The organism is Bradyrhizobium sp. 132 (assembly GCF_023074185.1).
GTDB lineage: Bacteria > Pseudomonadota > Alphaproteobacteria > Rhizobiales > Xanthobacteraceae > Bradyrhizobium.
On sequence record NZ_JADPKY010000112.1, the window covers coordinates 79,355 to 96,851 of the forward strand.

The 17,497-nt window shown below is 65.0% G+C and carries 14 protein-coding genes; 4 read left to right on the forward strand and 10 right to left on the reverse strand.

The window, feature by feature from the left end; genetic code table 11:
• Positions 1-33: 33 nt before the first annotated feature.
• Positions 34-1,350, reverse strand: coding sequence for a mechanosensitive ion channel domain-containing protein (locus IVA74_RS23750; protein ID WP_247348662.1), 1,317 nt, complete (start codon positions 1,348-1,350; stop codon positions 34-36).
• 211 nt (positions 1,351-1,561) lie between these two features.
• On the opposite strand from IVA74_RS23750, the gene IVA74_RS23755 reads away from it, so the two are divergent.
• Both IVA74_RS23755 and IVA74_RS23760 read left to right on the forward strand, forming a co-directional pair.
• On the forward strand, positions 1,562-3,355 hold the full coding sequence (locus IVA74_RS23755) for a potassium/proton antiporter (RefSeq protein WP_247348664.1): 1,794 nt from the start codon (positions 1,562-1,564) through the stop codon (positions 3,353-3,355).
• Between the two features lie 177 nt (positions 3,356-3,532).
• Entirely contained in the window at positions 3,533-3,793 is a 261-nt protein-coding gene (locus IVA74_RS23760) for a PepSY domain-containing protein (protein ID WP_247348667.1), read from the forward strand.
• 52 nt (positions 3,794-3,845) lie between these two features.
• Here the strand turns inward: IVA74_RS23760 and modC are convergent, their stop codons facing one another.
• The 5 genes from modC to IVA74_RS23785 form a co-directional block, all read right to left on the reverse strand.
• A complete protein-coding gene (gene modC / locus IVA74_RS23765; protein WP_247348668.1) occupies positions 3,846-4,508 on the reverse strand; it encodes a molybdenum ABC transporter ATP-binding protein in 663 nt (220 codons plus the stop codon).
• 2 nt (positions 4,509-4,510) lie between these two features.
• Positions 4,511-5,206 (reverse strand): molybdate ABC transporter permease subunit, encoded by a 696-nt coding sequence (gene modB, locus IVA74_RS23770; RefSeq protein ID WP_247348670.1) that lies wholly within the window; start codon positions 5,204-5,206, stop codon positions 4,511-4,513.
• Between the two features lie 27 nt (positions 5,207-5,233).
• Positions 5,234-6,016 carry a molybdate ABC transporter substrate-binding protein gene (gene modA, locus IVA74_RS23775; RefSeq protein WP_247348672.1) on the reverse strand — a complete coding sequence of 261 codons (783 nt, stop codon included), beginning with the start codon at positions 6,014-6,016 and terminating at the stop codon, positions 5,234-5,236.
• A 223-nt stretch (positions 6,017-6,239) separates the two neighbouring features.
• Complete coding sequence (mepA, locus tag IVA74_RS23780; RefSeq protein WP_247348674.1) at positions 6,240-7,184, reverse strand: penicillin-insensitive murein endopeptidase; 945 nt, start codon at positions 7,182-7,184, stop codon at positions 6,240-6,242.
• Positions 7,185-7,306: 122 nt separating this feature from the next.
• Positions 7,307-7,564: a hypothetical protein gene (locus IVA74_RS23785; RefSeq protein ID WP_247348676.1), complete on the reverse strand. Its 258-nt coding sequence runs from the start codon at positions 7,562-7,564 to the stop codon at positions 7,307-7,309.
• Between the two features lie 88 nt (positions 7,565-7,652).
• Between IVA74_RS23785 and IVA74_RS23790 the strand changes: the two genes are divergently transcribed.
• Positions 7,653-9,821 (forward strand): EAL domain-containing protein, encoded by a 2,169-nt coding sequence (locus IVA74_RS23790; RefSeq protein ID WP_247348679.1) that lies wholly within the window; start codon positions 7,653-7,655, stop codon positions 9,819-9,821.
• Between the two features lie 235 nt (positions 9,822-10,056).
• On the opposite strand, the gene IVA74_RS23795 is transcribed toward IVA74_RS23790, so the two are convergent.
• From IVA74_RS23795 to IVA74_RS23805, 3 genes are all read right to left on the reverse strand, one after another.
• Positions 10,057-12,024 carry a methyl-accepting chemotaxis protein gene (locus tag IVA74_RS23795; protein ID WP_247348681.1) on the reverse strand — a complete coding sequence of 656 codons (1,968 nt, stop codon included), beginning with the start codon at positions 12,022-12,024 and terminating at the stop codon, positions 10,057-10,059.
• 195 nt (positions 12,025-12,219) lie between these two features.
• Entirely contained in the window at positions 12,220-13,374 is a 1,155-nt protein-coding gene (locus IVA74_RS23800) for an acyl-CoA dehydrogenase family protein (RefSeq protein WP_247348683.1), read from the reverse strand.
• A gap of 148 nt (positions 13,375-13,522) precedes the next feature.
• Positions 13,523-13,984, reverse strand: a complete 462-nt coding sequence (locus tag IVA74_RS23805) for a GNAT family N-acetyltransferase (protein ID WP_247348685.1) — start codon at positions 13,982-13,984, stop codon at positions 13,523-13,525.
• Between the two features lie 130 nt (positions 13,985-14,114).
• Here IVA74_RS23805 and IVA74_RS23810 point away from each other — a divergent pair, with 130 nt between their 5' ends.
• Complete coding sequence (locus IVA74_RS23810) at positions 14,115-15,755, forward strand: amidase family protein (protein ID WP_346730974.1); 1,641 nt, start codon at positions 14,115-14,117, stop codon at positions 15,753-15,755.
• Positions 15,756-15,970: 215 nt separating this feature from the next.
• On the opposite strand, the gene IVA74_RS23815 is transcribed toward IVA74_RS23810, so the two are convergent.
• On the reverse strand, positions 15,971-17,452 hold the full coding sequence (locus IVA74_RS23815) for a SulP family inorganic anion transporter (RefSeq protein WP_247348688.1): 1,482 nt from the start codon (positions 17,450-17,452) through the stop codon (positions 15,971-15,973).
• Positions 17,453-17,497 lie beyond the last annotated feature (45 nt).

Consider the following 17,497-nt stretch of genomic DNA (forward strand, 5'->3'; position numbering starts at 1 on the left):
TCAGACGTGCCTGCCTTGCGCCCGTAAGCGGGCCTAATTCGGGACTTCTACGGTGGTTTCCACCGGCAGGGCGCCGCCGCGGATGCGGATTTCGCGGACGGGATAGGGAACCCGGATGCCCTCGCGCTTGAAGGCGTCCCACAGTGACAGCATCACGTCGCTCTTGACGTTGTCCATGCCGTCGGGGTCGGCGATCCAGAAGGTCAGCGAGAACTTCATCCCGGCTTCCGCGAACTCGGTCAGGATAGAATTCGGCGGCTTGCCCTTCTGCGCGCGGGGATGAGCGGCCGCGGTCTCGGCGGCGAGCTTGCAGACCAGCCGCGGGTCGGCGTCGTAATTGGTGCCGAAGGCGATCTTCACCAGCGTGTTCTTGTCGGTGTAGGTCCAGTTGACGACCTTCTGCGTCACCAGATCCTCGTTGGGGACCAGGAATTCGCGGCCGTCGCCGGCGGCGACGGAAATATAGCGCGTCTTCATCGCGCTGATCCGCCCGGTGTTGTCGCCGATGGTGACGAGGTCGCCGGGCTTCACCGATTTGTCGGCGAGCAGGATGATCCCCGAGATGAAATTGGCCACGATCTTCTGCAGGCCGATACCGATGCCGACGCCGACCGCGCCGGAGAACACCGCGAGCGCGGAGAGGTCGATGCCGACCGCGCCGAGCGCAATGACAATTGCGATGGCCAGAAGTCCGATGCGGATGATCTTGATCAGCAGCACCTGCACCGACGGGGTCAAATCGGTGGTCGAATTGATCCGGCTCTCGGCGAAATTGCTGGCGATATTGGTGGCCCAGAGCGCGATGAGCAGCAGCGCGCCGGCCTTGATCACCAGCAGCGGCGTCAGCCGCAGGCCGCCGAGCACGATGGCGAAGGAATCCAGCAAATCCACCGTCGCATTGAGCTGGCCGAGGATGGAGAGCGCGGCGACAAACCAAGCCGTGATCGACACCAGCTTGACGATGAAGGCGTTGCGCAGCATCGAGGTCAGCAGCCGGATCGCGAGCCAGGCCAGCCCGAGCTTGGCGGCGACCATCAGCAGATAGCTGCGGCTCGGCCAGGTCGCGTGATACATCACCACGCGGGAGATGATCACCAGCAGGGTGAACACCGCCGTCGAGGCGCTGCTCACCATGACGCGGGCGAAGTGCCGGAGCGGCAGCGGCCAGTGCATCGCCAGCGATGTCATGTCGACGCGGTGGCGAACCCCGGCTTCCGCGGCATAGGCGATGCCGGCCGCAGCCAGGATCAGGCCGAATTGCAGGTAGAACCAGGGTGAGGAGATCTCCGCCCCGACGCTGCGTGCGGTGGTCTGCACGAACTCCATGAAGTCTTTGAGGTCCATGTCCATCGGTCTCGTCGGGAAGCGGGCGGGAGGATTTGATTCGAGGGCGCCGCAGAATCCCACAAAGGGAGCGGCCGGGCCACCGATACACCGCTAAGTGAAGTGCGTTAAGGCCGCAAAATACGGGCAGATTGCCGCGAGCGGGAGAAAATGGGTTGGCGCGGGAGTCCGCCGACGATAAGGATGCCATTCCAGCGAATTCGTACCCGGAAGGTGGATGGCCTCCCTCGACTCTGTCAGCCTCGCCATATTGCTCGGCGCCGTCCTGGTGTTGGCCGGCATCCTGTCGAGCCTGCTTGCACTGCGCTTCGGCGCGCCCTTGCTGCTCGTCTTTCTTGCCATCGGCATGCTCGCGGGCGATTCCGGCCCCGGCCAGCTTCAGTTCGACGACGTCCGCACCACCTATCTGGTCGGCTCGGTGGCGCTTGCCCTGATCCTGTTCGACGGCGGCCTGAAGACGCGCTTTGCCAGCATCCGCACCGTGCTCGCGCCATCCGTGGTGCTCGCCACCGTCGGCGTGCTTCTGACTGCGCTGATCACGGCGCCGTTCGCCAAATACGCACTCGATCTCAACTGGACGGAGTCGCTGCTGGTCGGCGCCGTGGTGGCCTCGACTGATGCCGCCGCTGTGTTCCTGCTGGTGCATACCCAGGGCCTGCGCCTGCGCCCGCGTGTCGGCGCGACGCTGGAAGTGGAATCCGGCACCAACGATCCCTTCGCGATCTTCCTCACCTTGATGCTGGTCGAATACATCTCCCTCGGAACGGGCACGGCCGGGCATGTGATGATGGAGTTCTTGCTGGAGGCGGTGCTGGGCGCCGTCGTCGGCTTCCTCGGCGGACGTCTGGTCGTCGTCGCGCTCAACCAGGTGGCGCTGCCGCAGGGCCTGCATGCGCCGTTTGTCACGACTGCGGCGCTCGTCATCTTCGGTGGCTCGCAGATCATGCATGCCTCGGGTTTTCTCGCGGTCTATCTCGCCGGCATCATCATCGGCAACCGGCCGACCCGTGCGCATAATTCGGTGGTGGCGTTCCTGGATGCTGCGACCTGGCTGGCGCAGATCGTGATGTTCGTGCTGCTCGGCCTGCTGGTCTCGCCGAGCCGGCTTGGCGCCAGCGTGCTGCCGGCGGTCGGGATCGCCTTCGTGCTGATGCTGGTGGCGCGGCCGATCGCGGTGTTCGTGTGCCTGGCGCCGTTCCGCTTCAACTGGCGCGAGAAGATCTTCATCGCCTGGACCGGCCTGCGCGGTGCGGTCGCGATCTTCCTGGCCTCGATCCCGATGCTGGTCGGGCTGACGAAAGCATATCTCTATTTCGACGTCGCCTTTGTTGTCGTCATCATCTCGCTGCTGCTGCAAGGCTGGACGCTGGCGCCGGCCGCGCGCAAGCTTCATGTCGCGCTGCCGCGCGCCGAGCGCGGCCCGCGCCGCGTCGAGCTCGATCTGCCCGGCCAGCTCGAGCAGCAACTCGTCGGCTATCCGGTGCGGCCCAAGAGCCTGTATTTCCGCCGCGGCCTGATCCCGTCCTGGTCCAAGCCGACGCTGGTGATCCGCAACGAGAACATTTTGACGCCGGTTGAAGCCGAGCCGATCGCGCCGGGCGACTACATCTATCTGCTGGCGCCGCCGGAAAAGGCCGAATCGCTCGACCGCTTCTTCGTCGACATGCAGCCGAGCTCGGCGCCGGACCCGCATCTGCTCGGCGACTTCATGGTCTCCGGCGAGCACACGCTCGCCGAGCTCGCGGAGATCTACGGCGTGAAGGCCGGCGAAGACGAGAGCAAGCTGACTTTGGCCGATTATTTCGACGTCCATCTCGACCGCGCGCCGAAAGAGGGCGCCGAGCTCGCGCTGGATCCGATCGTGCTCGTCGCGCGCTCCATCTCCGGCGGCCGAGTCAACGTCGTTGGCCTGCGCCTGCCGGAAGACGAGGAAGCGCCCGCGCCGCTGACGCGCAGGCAAGCGCTGCGCCGCAAGCTAGCGGAGCTGTGGACCTCGGTGGCGGGGGTCTAGTCATCTCGTTGTCACTCCGGAGCGCGCGCTAGCGCGAACCCGGTGTGACGAAAATGAGGAGCCGCCACCAAATCGCCGCAACCGCCAAAGATTTGCGCCTTCGTGATCCCTGTGTCCGGAACGCTCCGCGACGCCGCTCGTTCTTAGCCGCGTAAACGTATCTGACAGGAGCAACCTATGCGAAATCTCATCTTGCCGGCCGTCGTCGCGATCGGTCTCGGATCGGCGGCCCCGGCGGTGGCCTATGACACCGGCGATCAGATCTCGATGCAGGCCGCGCTCGACGTCGCGAGCGATATTGGTGTCATGACCATTTCGCAAACCGAGTTCGCCGGCGACGAATGGCAGATCGAAGGCCGTGACAGTGTCGGCCGCTGGATGGAAGTCGATGTGGACGCCCGAACGGGCGAGGTGCGCAACGTCGATCGCGGCTGGTAGACGGGCTGTAAGTTAGAGCGAGGCGGTTCGTCGAAACGCGATCGCCTCGTCGCTACGTCAGCACCTTCACCCCACCAAACGACGTCACCCGCCCCTGCTTCAGCATCACGATCTGCGTGGCGAGCTGGCGCAGCTCGGCGACGTCGTGGCTGACATAGACCATGGGGATATTGGCCTCGTCGCGCAGCCGCACCAGATAGGGCAGGATCTCGAGCTTGCGGCCCTCGTCGAGCGCGCCGAGCGGCTCGTCGAGCAGCAGCAGGCGCGGCTTCGACAGCAGCGCGCGGCCGAGCGCGACGCGCTGGCGTTCGCCGCCGGAGAGTTTTCCGGGGCGGCGATCAAGCAGCGCACCGATGTCGAGCAGGTCGATGACGCGCGTGTGCTGGGCCGGGTCGGACGCAAGGCCGCTCATGCGCCGGCCGTAATCGAGGTTTTGCGCCACATTGAGATGCGGAAACAGCCGCGCGTCCTGGAACACATAGCCGATGCGGCGGCGATAGGTCGGCACATGAATGCCGGCCGCGGTGTCGTCGACGGTCTCGCCGTCGATCACGATGGTGCCGCGATCCGGACGCAACAGCCCTGCGATCATGTTGACCAGCGAGCTCTTGCCCGCGCCGGAGGCGCCGAACAGTCCGATGACGCGGCCCTCGCTGGTGAAGGACGCGGACAGCGAGAACTCGCCGAGCTGCTTTTCGATGTCGACGCGCAGCATGGTCAATTCCCGTGCAGGCGCTGCGTGGCGCGGCGGGCGAACCACTCGGCGGCGATTAACGCGCCGAGCGCGAGCACGATCGAGACGATCACCAGCCGCCCCGCGGCCGCGTCGCCGTCAGGCGTCTGGATCAGCGAATAGATCGCGGACGAAATCGTCTGGGTCTCGCCGGGAATGTTGGAAACGAAGGTGATGGTGGCCCCGAACTCGCCGATCGCTTTGGCAAAGCCAAGCACCATGCCGGCGAGGACGCCGGGCAGCGCCAGCGGCAGCGTCACCGTGAAGAACACTTTCCACGGTGCCGCGCCGAGCGTTTCGGCGGCCTGTTCGAGCCGGCTGTCGATCGCCTCGATCGACAGCCGTATCGGGCGCACCAACAGTGGGAACGACATCAGGCCGCAGGCGAGCGCAGCGCCGGTCCAGCGAAAGGCGAAGACGATGCCGAGCGTATCGGCGAGGAAGCCGCCAACGAGGCCGCGGCGTCCAAACGTCAGCAAGAGCAGATAGCCGGTGACAACAGGCGGCAGCACCAGCGGCAGATGCACCAGCGCATCGAGCACCGACTTGCCCCAGAAATCACGCCGCGCGAGCAGCCACGCCAGCGCAATGCCGAACGGCGTTGCGACCAGCGTTGCGACGATCGCGACCCTGAGCGAGAGCAGGATCGCCGTCCATTCGGCGGGAGAAATCTCGGACATCAAGTCGCAGATATCACGTCGGAGATACTAAGTCGTGGGGCTGACTAGGTACTTGAAGCCGTATTTCTCCAAAATGGTCTTGGCAGCGGTCGAGCGCAGGAAGGCGAGGTAGTCACTGGTCTCGCCCTTCGCGACCGTGGTCGCAGCAACCGGATAGATGATCGCGGGGTGCGAGTCCGCCGGAAAGGTGCCGACGATCTTCACGCCTGGCTCGACCTTGGCATCGGTGGAATAGACGATGCCGAGATTAGCCTCGCCGCGGGCCACCAGCGTCAGCGCGGCGCGCACGCTCTCGGCCATCGCGAATTTCGGCTCGGCGGCCTGCCACGCCCCGAGCTTCTCCAGCGCCGCCTTGGCATACTTTCCAACCGGCACCGACTTGACGTCACCGGTCGCGATCCTGCCGTCGCCGGCGAGTTTTGCGAGGTCGAAGCCTTGCGCGATGGTGACGTTGTCGATCTTGGAATCCTTCGGCGCGATCAGCACGATGCTGTTGCCGAGCAGATTGACCCGGGTCGGCTCGTTGATGGCCTTCTTGCTTGTCGCGTAGTCCATCCAATCGGTATCGGCGGAGACGAACATATCGGCCGGCGCGCCCTGCTCGATCTGCTTGGCGAGCACCGAGCTCGCGGCATAGCTGACGCTGAACTTGACGCCGGTTTTTGCGGTGTAGGCGGCATCGACCTCGTCGAGCGCGTTCTTCATCGAGGCGGCGGCGAACACGGTGATGGTCTTGTGCTCGGCGGCGGCAGGCGAAAGGCTCGCGGTCAGAACGAGCAAAACCGAAAAAAGCGCGGAAAGGCGGGACATCGAAAGCGCTCCATGCGCACGCTCAGGGCACGTGAGGCGGCGCGCGCAAGACGGCGTTGGTTGAGTCAGGCTGCGACCGGCGGAAGCGCTGTTCCGGCAAGCCCGCCGGACTTACGGTCCGGCAAGCGATCGCTGGTGCGACCATAACAGGCTGGCGAAACAGGTCAAAGCCGACGTTTGGTCCGATCCAGCTCCGATCCCGCAAGGCGAGGAGGACAGCCGGCTAAGGCTTCGCGTCCCTCGCATGCAGCACCACTTTGCAGGCCGCCGGCATCTGCGCCAGCGTCATCGGCGGTTTCGGCTTCGGTGGCTCCGGCGGCGGCTTGGGGTGCAGCACGCCATCGCTGAACCAGTAAGCGAGATCGGAGGGCTTGCAGCCCTCGTCCTCGGATTGCGAGGACTGGCCTTCGCATTCGCCCGCGCCCGCCGGGCAGCGCATGCGGATATGGAAGTGATAGTCGTGGCCCCACCACGGCCGTATCTTCGACAGCCAGGAACGGTCGCCCTTGGCCTCACGGCACAGCGCCTTCTTGATCGCGGCATTGACGAAGATGCGCTGCACCGCCGGCTCCCGCGCCGCGTCTCGCAGCACCAGCACATGGCCTGGCGTGAACACTTTTGGATCGATGTCGAGCCGGTCCTGCCGCACCATCATCACCGCCGACATCTCCTCACGCTCCTCGCGCGACAAACGTCGGTCCGGCATCGGCGTCAGCCAGATATCGGCGTCGAGGCCGATCTGGTGACTGGCATGGCCTGACAGCGCCGGCCCGCCGCGCGGCTGGCCGATGTCGCCGACCAAAATGCCCGGCCATCCCGCGTCCTTGTGCACCCTGGCCGCGAGGCGCTTGATCAGCGCGATCATCGCGGGGTGACCGTAGCTGCGGTTACGCGACAGTCGCATCACCTGCCAATTGTCGCCGTTGAGCGGCATCTGCTCGGCGCCGCCGATGCAGCCCTTGACGTAGGAGCCGATGACATGGGCCGGTCCCCTCGACGGCAGCAGCTTTCGCGCGAACAGCTCCCTGGCGCCGATACTGGGATCGTTGGGATTGGTGAGCGGCGGCAGCGGTTTCGGGGTCACGCTGCCTTTGTCCTGGGCCAGCGCGTCGCCGGCGGCCAGGAGCGTCATGACGAGCAGGAGGGGGGTGAGGCGGCGGGGACTCATGCTGGCAACCTTATAACCCAACACCGCGTCGGGGTTAAGAAACAGTCGTTCGGCCAAAATATCGTCCGAAAGTCGCAGTTCCCCGCGCGGAGCCGGTCGTTTTTAACGGCGCGATAACCCTCTCATGCATTGGCCAAAATTCGTGCGGAGGACGCATACTCACTCCGCTCTGCATGCAATCGCGCGCGATCCCGGAAATAATTCAAGGCAGCGCGTAATTTTTGCGCCATCTCGTTCTCCAATGGCGACGATGCGATGCGCTTGGCGCGCCCGTCGGCGCTGCCGCGCCTTGTAAACGGGCAATAACGGCTGACTTCTTGTGGCTGCCAGTCCGTGCGTCCAACCGTCGAACTACCCAAGATTACCTTTTTTTCAGACACTTGCTCCACACCTTGCGGTCGCTGAGTGCGACTGGGACGAGTGAAGTTGAGTTCGGGGTCTCGAAAACCAAAAAAGCGGAAGGGGAGCGTGCTTGGCAGGCTCGGCCTGCACCCGCGCAAGCCGCGTTTTGCGCGCGCGCCTCATCCTCCGTCCGAACGCGACGAGGTTCTGCGCAGCCGCGCCGAGGCGGAAGCCGCGATCGCGGAAGCGCGCAAATCCCATGAGCGTCTGCGTCAGGCCATCGAGATCCTGCCGCAGGGCATCGTATTTCTCGATGCCGAGGGCCGCTACGTCCTCTGGAACAAGCAATACGCCGAGATCTACAGCAAGACCGCCGATCTGTTCGAAGAAGGCGCGCGTCTCGAAGACACGCTGCGCATTGGTGTCGCCCGCGGCGACTATCCCGAGGCTGCCGGCCACGAGGAAGACTGGATCGCCGAGCGGCTGCAAAAACTCTATCAGCCCGGCGCGCGCCACGAGCAGAAGCTGGCGGACGGTCGCGTCATCCTGATCGACGAGCGGCTGACCGGCGACGGCGGCGTCGTCGGCCTGCGCGTCGATATCACCGAGTTGAAGCAGCGCGAGGCCTCGTTCCGCCTGCTGTTCGACGGCAATCCCGTCCCCATGATCGTCTGCGCGCTGGACGATGAGCGTATCCTCAGCGTCAACGATGCGGCGGTCGCCCATTACGGCTACAGCCGCGCCGAGTTCGAGCGGCTGACAATCCGCTCCCTGCAGGCTTTCGAGAGCGAGCCGCCCTGGACCTCAGATCCGACCGGCGAGGAGCAGGCCGGGCGCACCTGGAAGCACGTCAAGGCCGACGGCGCGCTGATCGATCTTGCGATCTATTCCCGCGAACTGAGCTATGCCGAGCGGCCCGCGGTGCTGCTCGCGCTGATGGACATCACCGAGCGCAAACGCGCCGAGGCGCGGCTCGCCTTCATGGCGCAGCATGACGGCCTGACCGGCCTGCCCAACCGCAGTTTGCTGCGCCAGCAGGTCGACGAGATACTGCTGCACACCCGCCGCAGCACCGACAAGGTCGCGCTGCTGATGCTGGGGCTCGACAATTTCAAGGCGGTCAACGACGCGCTGGGACACGCGGTCGGCGACAAGCTCTTGCGCGGAGTCGGCAAGCGGCTGCGCTCGACCTTGCGCGAGGAAGACGCGCTGGCCCGGCTGAACTCGGACGAGTTCGCGATCGTGCAGAGCGGCCTGACGCGCCCCGAGGACGCGGTGTTGCTGGCGAAGCGCCTGCTTGAAGCCATCGCCGATCCCTATCTGCTCGACGGCCATTCCGTGGTGATCGGCGCTTCCATCGGCATCGCGATGGCGCCGGGCGACGGCGATGATTCCGAGAAGCTGCTCAAGAGCGCCGGCATGGCACTGTCGCGCGCCAAGCTGGATGCGCGCGGCACGTTTGCGTTCTTCGAGGCCGCGCTCGACGCCAAAGCGCAGGGCCGGCGCAAGATCGAGGTCGAGCTGCGCGACGCGATCCAGAGCGACGTGCTGCGTCCGTACTACCAGCCGCTGATCGACCTCCAGAGCGGCCGCATCACCGGCTTCGAGGCGTTGGTGCGCTGGCCGCATGCCGATCGCGGCATGGTCTCGCCGGCCGAGTTCATTCCGGTGGCGGAAGAAACCGGGCTGATCAACCCGCTCGGTGGCTTGATGCTGCGCCGGGCGTGCCTGGACGCCGCGACTTGGCCCGACGACGTCCGCGTCGCCGTCAATCTGTCGCCGCTGCAGTTCCGCAGCGGCAATCTGCTTTCGGTGGTGACGGACGCGCTGAAGCATTCCGGCCTGCCGCCGCGGCGGCTCGAGCTCGAGATCACCGAGACGCTGCTTTTGGAGAAGAGCGCCCAGGTGCTGGCGACGCTGCATGCGCTGCGCGCGCTCGGCGTACGCATCTCGATGGACGATTTCGGCACCGGCTATTCCAGCCTCAGCTATTTGCGCAGCTTCCCCTTCGACAAGATCAAGATCGACCAATCCTTCGTGCGCGATCTCGGCGCCAACCGCGAGGCCCAGGCGATCATCCGCTCCATCGTCAGCCTCGGCAAGGGGCTCGGCGTCATCATCACCGCCGAGGGTGTCGAGACCGAAGCCGAGCTGAGCTGCCTCCGGGCCGAAGGCTGCGACGAGGGTCAGGGTTTTCTGTTCAGCAAGGCCCGGCCGAACGCCGAGATCGTCAGCCTGCTGGCCGCGCAGCGCGGCATCGACGGATTGGACGAGGACGCCGCGCTGGTGGCGTGATGCTGCAGTCTGATACGGTCGAACCTTGAGCCGTCCGCCGGCGTCTTATGGCTGGATCGGACGAGCGGATGCGACATTGCCATCGCCTCTGACGCCTCAACCCTGACGCCCGGACCGCGCTACGCCCGCTTCTCGCGGCGGCTGAAAGCCATTCTGCTCGACTGGATGCTGGCGATGGCCCTGCTGTTCGGCGCCTTGACGGTGGCGAGCAACGTGCAGAACGACACTTTGTGAGCTAGGCGGCGCCGCGCAGGCCCGCGAGGAAGGTGTCGACGCTCTGCCGGAGCGCGGAGGCGTGCTGGCCGAGTTCACCCGAAGCAACCATGACATTGCTGGCCAGTGCGCGCGACTGGTCGGCGGACTGGCTCGCGCCGGCGACATTGGCCGAGACGTCGGTGGTGCCGGCGGACGCCTGCTGCACGCTGCGGGCGATCTCCCGCGTCGCCGAGCCCTGCTCTTCGACTGCAGCGGCGATGGTGGTGGTAATGCCGCTGATCTCGCGGATGGTGTCGCTGATCCCTGAAATCGCCGTGACGCAATTGCCGGTCGCGGCCTGGATCGCGGTCACCTGGCTTGCGATCTCGTCGGTGGCCTTCGCGGTCTGGCTGGCGAGCCCCTTTACCTCGGCGGCGACCACCGCGAAGCCGCGGCCGGCTTCGCCCGCACGCGCCGCCTCGATCGTGGCGTTGAGCGCCAGCAGATTGGTCTGGCTTGCGATCTCGCTGATCAGCCGCAGCACGTCGCCGATGCGCTCGGCTGCGGCGGCGAGGCTCGTGACCATCGCCGTCGTTTCGGTGGCCTTGACCACCGCGCCGCTCGCGACCTGACTGGAATGGGTGACCTGGCGACCGATCTCGTTCACCGATGAGGCCAGCTCCTCGGTCGCCGCAGCGACCGCATTGACGCTGGTCGAGGCCTCCTCGGAGGCTGTCGCCGCGGCGGAAGCACGCTGCGAGGTGCCGTTGACGCTCGTGGTGATCTCGCCGGCGACGTGTTGCATGCCTTCGGTCGCCTTTGCGACGGCCGACACCACGCCCTTGACGTCGGCCTCAAAACGATCAGCCATCTGGCGCTGCAGCGCCTGTTTCTCCATTTCTGCCCGGGCCTTGTCGGCCTCCTGCGCCTCGCGCATTGCCTCTGCCTCAAGCATGTTGCGGCGGAACACGTCAACCGCCTTGGCCATGGTGCCAAGCTCGTCCCGGCGTTCGCTCCCGGGAATGGTGACGCTGGTATCGCCGCTCGATAGCCGGTTCATGACCGCGGTGATCGCGGCAAGCGGCCGCGACAGGCCGCGGCCGAGCAGGAACGCCAGCACGATGGCGGCAGCGAGGATCGCGACCGTGCCGAGGATCAGATTGCGTTCCGCGGCCGCGAAAGCGGCCTCGTATTCCGTCGTGTCCTTGATGATTTCAAGGACGCCGACCGGCGCGCCGGCGTAGTTCTTGATCGGCCCGGCGTAGACGGCGACTGGATGACCGTCGAGCTCGGCTTCGCGCAGCAGCGGCGCGCCGTCGATCGCGGCTTTCAATTCGTCGGGCTTGGCGACCGCGTTCTCGCCGAAGGTGGACGACAGCTTGTTCAAATTCTTGCCGTCGACGGAGTAGACGGCAAGGTCGATGCCGAAGCGCTTTTTGGCGCGGTCGACGAATTCCTTGCCGAAGGCGGCGCCGACGTCGACATTGGCCAGGTTCTTGCCGTCGCGCACGATCGGCGTCATGCCGAAGATGCCGAGCGCTTCGCGGCCCGGCTCGACGCCGACGATCTGCCGGCCGGTCTTGAGCGCCTCGACCACGGTGGCGCGGCGGGCGGAAACGTCGTCGCCGAAAGTCTTGGGCGCGTGGACGCGGACGAAGGAGATCGCCGGCGGAAGCTGGAAGGTGATCAGCGGGATGCCCTGCGCCTTCAGCGCCTTGTTGGCGTCGCCGAGCAGCGTGAGGAGACTGTCGCGGTCGCCCTTGGCGATGGCATCGCCGACCGGCGGCAGGGCCGCGATCACGGTGGAGACTGCCAGCGCGGCACGTCCTTCATAGTCGATCGCGGCGATCACGCTTTCATATTGCAGCTTGAGCTGCTGATCGAGCGCGAGCCGCGTCAGCGCCCGCTGCTGGCTGATCGAGAAGCCGGAGAGAATGGCGCAGGCCACCGCAACGGTGAGCGCGATGGCGAGAATCAGGCGGGCGGCAATCGACTTGAGTTTGAACATCGAAAATTCCCAGGCATTTCCAAATCTTGCTTTTGCGGAAGGTCCCAGAAATTGCTTAACAACAAGGCCGGCACGTCCTCCGTGTTTCAACGGATTCGTTGCCATCCTTTTGCATGACTCAATGCAGTGAGCGCATGGAGCATTGGTCATTCGTCATAGCGCGAGACAAAGCGCCGCAGCTTCATTCGCCTGAGACTATCGGTTTTCGGCAAGGATCGCCTTGCCGACGTCCTCGTAATGCGTGTCGCGCGCCTGGATCTGCTGGGCGATGGCGTGCATGTCGCGAAACCGCCGCTCGAACGGATTGCCGCGGAATACCGCGGTCGCACCCGCCATGTGATAGGCGGTGTCGACCACGCGCGCCGATTGATGGATGGTCCAGGTCGCAGCCAGCCTGACGGCGCCGCGATGTGCCGTGCTGAACTCGCCGCTCGCGCTGAGATCGCGCCACATCGCATTCGCCGTTGCATAGAGATAGGCGCGCGCGGCGCGCAAATCGCCCTCGGTGCGGCCGATCAGGCCCTGGACCGCCTGGTTGTCGCGCATGGTGTGTGCGGCCAGCGACTGATGCTTTCCACGTGCCAGCGCGATTGCCGCATCCAGCGTCGCGCGCGCCACGCCGAGCGAGACCGCGGCAAAGCCGAGGCTGAAGGTCGAGCCGGTGCCGATCCTGTAGAGCGGGCCGGTCTCGCGCAGCGCGGACGGCACGTCACGAAACGCCGTGAAACGCTCGGGGATGAAGAGGTCGCTCACCTCGTACGCGTCGGTGCCGGTCCCGGCGAGCCCGATCGCCTGCCAAACGTCATGAAGCGTCGCGCTCGCCACCGGAAACAAAATAGTCCGCACCTCCGGCGAGCCATCGGCATTCTTGCGCGGCGTCCCGTCAGCACCGACGATGCGGACATGCGCCCCCAGCCAGCTCGCCTGCCGCGAGCCCGAGGCAAAGTCCCAGCGCGCCGTGACGCGGTAGCCGCCCTCGACCGCCCGCGCCTCATGTGCAATCGCGCCCCAGGCGAGGATGCCGGGGCCCGCGTTGAAGATCTCCCGCGCGGTATCGTGATCGAGCGAAGCTGCGATCATGGCGCAGACCGTGCACTGGCCGAGACACCAGGCCGTGGAGGCATCCGCCTTCGCGATCTCCTCCAGCATCTGCATGAAGGCTTCCGGTGCAGCTTCAGCGCCGCCGAGGCTTTGCGGCAGCAGTGCGCGGTAGAGCCCGTTCTCGATCAGTGCCGAGACGACGGGAGCGGTCAGCCGCCGCGTCCGCTCGATCGCGTCAGCTTCGCCCGAAATGAGCGGCGCAAGTGCGCGGGCACGTTCGACGAGGCCAACTCCGGGAGTTGCGTTCATGCGCGTTTTCCTCGCCCATTCTGCCGTGAGCGGTAAGACGCGATGGTGGTCTATTTGGCAGGGAGGATCAAGGTGGTGCGGTTGTCATTTCGGGGCGCGCGATCGCGCGAAGTGTCTTGCGTCCCGATCTTGATGGCGTGGACCGGACTTAGCACGGGTCATCGAGCACTCGCTCCATGATGATCGTGCGTTCGTCACCATAGTAGCTATCGCGTACGGCATTGAACCCGAGTCGTGCGTAGAAAGTTTCGGCGGTGACCGAGGAAGGAACGGTCAACGCGGGAATGTTCCGTTCGCGCGCCGTACGCTCGATCTGGGCCATCAGCAGCTTGCCGACACCTTGGGCCTGAACGTCGGGAGCGACGAAGACCGTGCGGACGACGCTTCCGTCAAGGCTTGCCGTTCCGACGAGGCGGCTGCCGATGATGGCGACAAAGACAGTACGTTTCCCGATCAGCTTCCGTACGGCGCCTGGACTGAAACTGCGCTCGACCCTCCCTATGATCTCGTCGGTATAGTCTTTCGGATTGGTTTCGCGCAGCGCCCGCAAGATGACCGCGCTGATGGCAGCGGCGTCATCGTCAAGCGCAGGCCTGATTTTGCATTCCATGAACCGCTCCGCTGAAGCCCTTGAGAATGACTGACGCCTGCGTCCCAGATTGGCAATCAGCTTGTCGCGCAACCAGAGTTGATGCTACCGTCTGTAGCACAATCTTGGGAGGCCGCCCACGGGGCACGTCATGAAGGAGCCAACCCGCCGCGGTGTTCGGCCTGCCGCAGCTTCCACAAGCGTCGAGGAGCAGGCCGAGCCAAAGCTCCATGACGCACCCATGAGCGATATCATCAATGCTTTGACCAGTGGACGGGCCACCGCTACGGCGCTGGCCAAAACCTATCTGGCGCGCATTGATGCCTACGACCGTGGTGGGCCCATGCTCAACTCCGTGCGCGAGCTCAATCCCGACGCGCTCATGATCGCCCGCAAGTTAGATGGCATCGTGCCATCGGCCAAGCGGCCGCTGGCTGGCGTACCGATCCTAGTGAAAGACAACATCGCGACCGGCGACAGGCAGCCGACGACAGCCGGCTCGCTGGCGCTGGAGGGGGCGCGCGCGAGGGACGATGCCACGATTGTCAAGCTGCTGCGGGACGCCGGCGCGGTGATCCTGGGCAAGGCAAACCTGACGGAGTTCGCCAACATCCTCGCGATCGACATGCCCTCGGGCTATTCGTCGCTGGGCGGTCAGGTCAGGAATCCCTACGTACCGGCGCTCGCCGACGATCACGGTATCCCGCTCGTGGACCCGGGCGGATCGAGCTCGGGTTCGGCGGTCGCCGTGGCGGCAGGTCTGTGTGCAGCCTCTATTGGCACCGAGACCTCCGGCTCCCTGCTGCATCCGGCGAGCCGGAATGGCCTCGTCACCGTGAAGCCGACGGTCGGACTGATCAGCCGAGCCGGCATCGTGCCGATCTCGCACAGCCAGGACACAGCGGGGCCGATGACGCGCACCGTGCGAGACGCCGCGATGCTGCTGAACGTGCTGGCCGCAAAGGACCCGCTCGATCCGGTGACGGAGCGGCAGCGCAGGCCGGCCGATTACACCGCCGATCTCGCGCGGGATGCGTTAAAGGGTGCGCGCATCGGTGTGCCGAGCGACCCCGCCGACCCGCTGAACGATTGCTACTACGGCAAGTTGCCACCCGACGGGACCAAGCTGATGGCCGACGTGATCATGGTGCTGGAGGATCTCGGCGCCGTCATTGTGCGCGCCAGCATGCCGACCGCCGGCTGGATGAACGGACCAGGCACGATCATGGCCGTGCTCAATCGCAATCCGCTGAGCGCCAACAAGGGCAATCCGGTCGCGCAGCGGATCGTCTTCCTCTACGAGCTGAAGCATGACGTCAATCTCTATCTGAGGGATTGGGCGATCGAGACCGACATCAAGACGATCGCCGACATCGTGGCCTTCAACGACGATAACGCCGAAAAGGCGCTGCGTTTCGGCCAGGACCTGTTGCTCGCCGCCAACGCGACCAGGGGCGATCTCAGCGAGCGCGAATACAAATCCGCACGCGCCATGGATCTGCTCACCGCCAGGACGCGCGGCATGGATGCCTACATGAACCAGCACAAGCTTGATGCTGTCCTATTCCCCGGCGCTATGGGCGCCCCGATCGCTGCCAAAGCAGGTTATCCCAGCGTCATGGTGCCTGGAGGCTTCGTCTCGGGGGCCGACGACAAGGACACGCCGGACTATCCGCTCGGCGTCACCTTCGCCGGCCGTGCCTGGAGCGAGCACAAGCTGCTACGTCTGGCCTACGCGTTCGAGCAGGCGTCACGGACGCACAAGCCGCCCCCCGGCCTACCCGGCCTTTAGCTGGGGCCAGCAGGCAACTTAAGCCGTCTCCGATGTAGCGCGTAGGACGGGGAGAGCGAACGCGAAGCCCATCAAGCTTCAGCCTTACGATCGGATCGAGCTAACAAGAATCACTGCTCCGCATCAGGGTAACGGGTTTTGCCAGGGCTCAACCCATCCGGCGAGCTTGATGCGGTGAGTCCGACTTGACCCAGCCGAGCAACATCATGCTTCCATCAATGGACTGCTTTCGGCCGCGCACCTGGCTTATGGTGCGTACCGAAGCGTTCGACCATTGTGGCGCTGGCCTGGTTGAGCCCGATGATTTCGACTTCGGCGCCGTGGCGACGAAGCTTGAGAACGATGTCATCCAGTGCTCCGATGGCAGTGATGTCCCAGAAATGCGCGTCGCTGACGTCGATTCGGACCCGGCTCGGTACATCGAGATAGTCGAAGGCATCGACGAGACTGTTGGAGGAGGCGAAAAACACCTGCCCTGTCACGAAGTAAGTGATTTCGCGTCCGTCTTCGGATAGCTCCGTTTCGATCCCGAGCAGGCGTGCCACCTTGCCGGCGAAGAACACGCCGCTGAGTACGACGCCCGTGAGCACGCCCATCGACAGATCGCCGGTCGCCACAACCACGACGACGGTGGCCAACATCACAACGCTCGAACTTAGGGGATGGGACCGCAGGTTAAGGAGGGACGACCAGTTGAACGTGCTGATCGAGACCATGATCATCACGGCCACGAGCGCGGCCATCGGGATCTGCTTCACCCACTCGCCAAGGACAACGATCAGGAACAGCAGGAAGGCGCCGGCGAAGAACGTTGATAGACGGGTGCGCGCGCCGGCGGTGACGTTGATGACCGATTGCCCGATCATGGCGCATCCGCCCATTGCACCGAGGAAGCCGGTGACGAAGTTGGCGACGCCCTGGCCTACGCATTCCCGGTTCTTATTGCTGCCGGTATCGGTCATGTCGTCGACGATCGAAGCCGTCAGAAGCGATTCCAGCAGCCCGACCGCAGCCATCGCCAGCGAGTACGGCAGGATGATCCTCAGGGTCTCCAGATTGAAGGGGACTTGGGGGATCGCGAAGAACGGAAGGCTGGACGGCAATTCGCCCATGTCGCCGACGGTACGCAGCTTGATCCCGGACCACAGCGTAAACGCGGTCAGTACGATGATGCTGACCAGGGCGGACGGCACTCGTTTGGTGACGTAAGGGAACAGATAGATGATGGCCAAGCCCGCGCTGACCATGGCGTAGGTTTCCCAGCCGACGTGCGTCAATTGCGGCAACTGAGCCAGGAAAATGAGAATGGCCAAGGCGTTTACAAATCCGGTCATGACCGAGCGGGACACGAACTTCATGAGCAGACCAAGCCGCGCGGCCCCTGCGGCGATCTGAATCAGTCCCATCAGCACCGTCGCGGCGAACAGGTACTGAAGGCCGTGATCGCGGACCAGGGTGATCATCAGCACCGCGGTCGATGCCGTCGCTGCGGAGATCATCGCCGGCCTGCCGCCGACGACGGCAGTCACGCAGGCGATCGAGAATGAGGCGTAAAGGCCCACCTTCGGGTCGACGCCCGCGACAATCGAAAAACCGATGGCCTCCGGAATGAGCGCCAACGCGACGAGAACACCGGAGAGCAGGTCCGTGGAAACGTTTGTCAGCCACTCGCGGCGGAACGTTTGGTAGAACGTCATTTTGCTGAAACCAATAAGACCAGCGAGGCGACGGGCGGCGCCCGG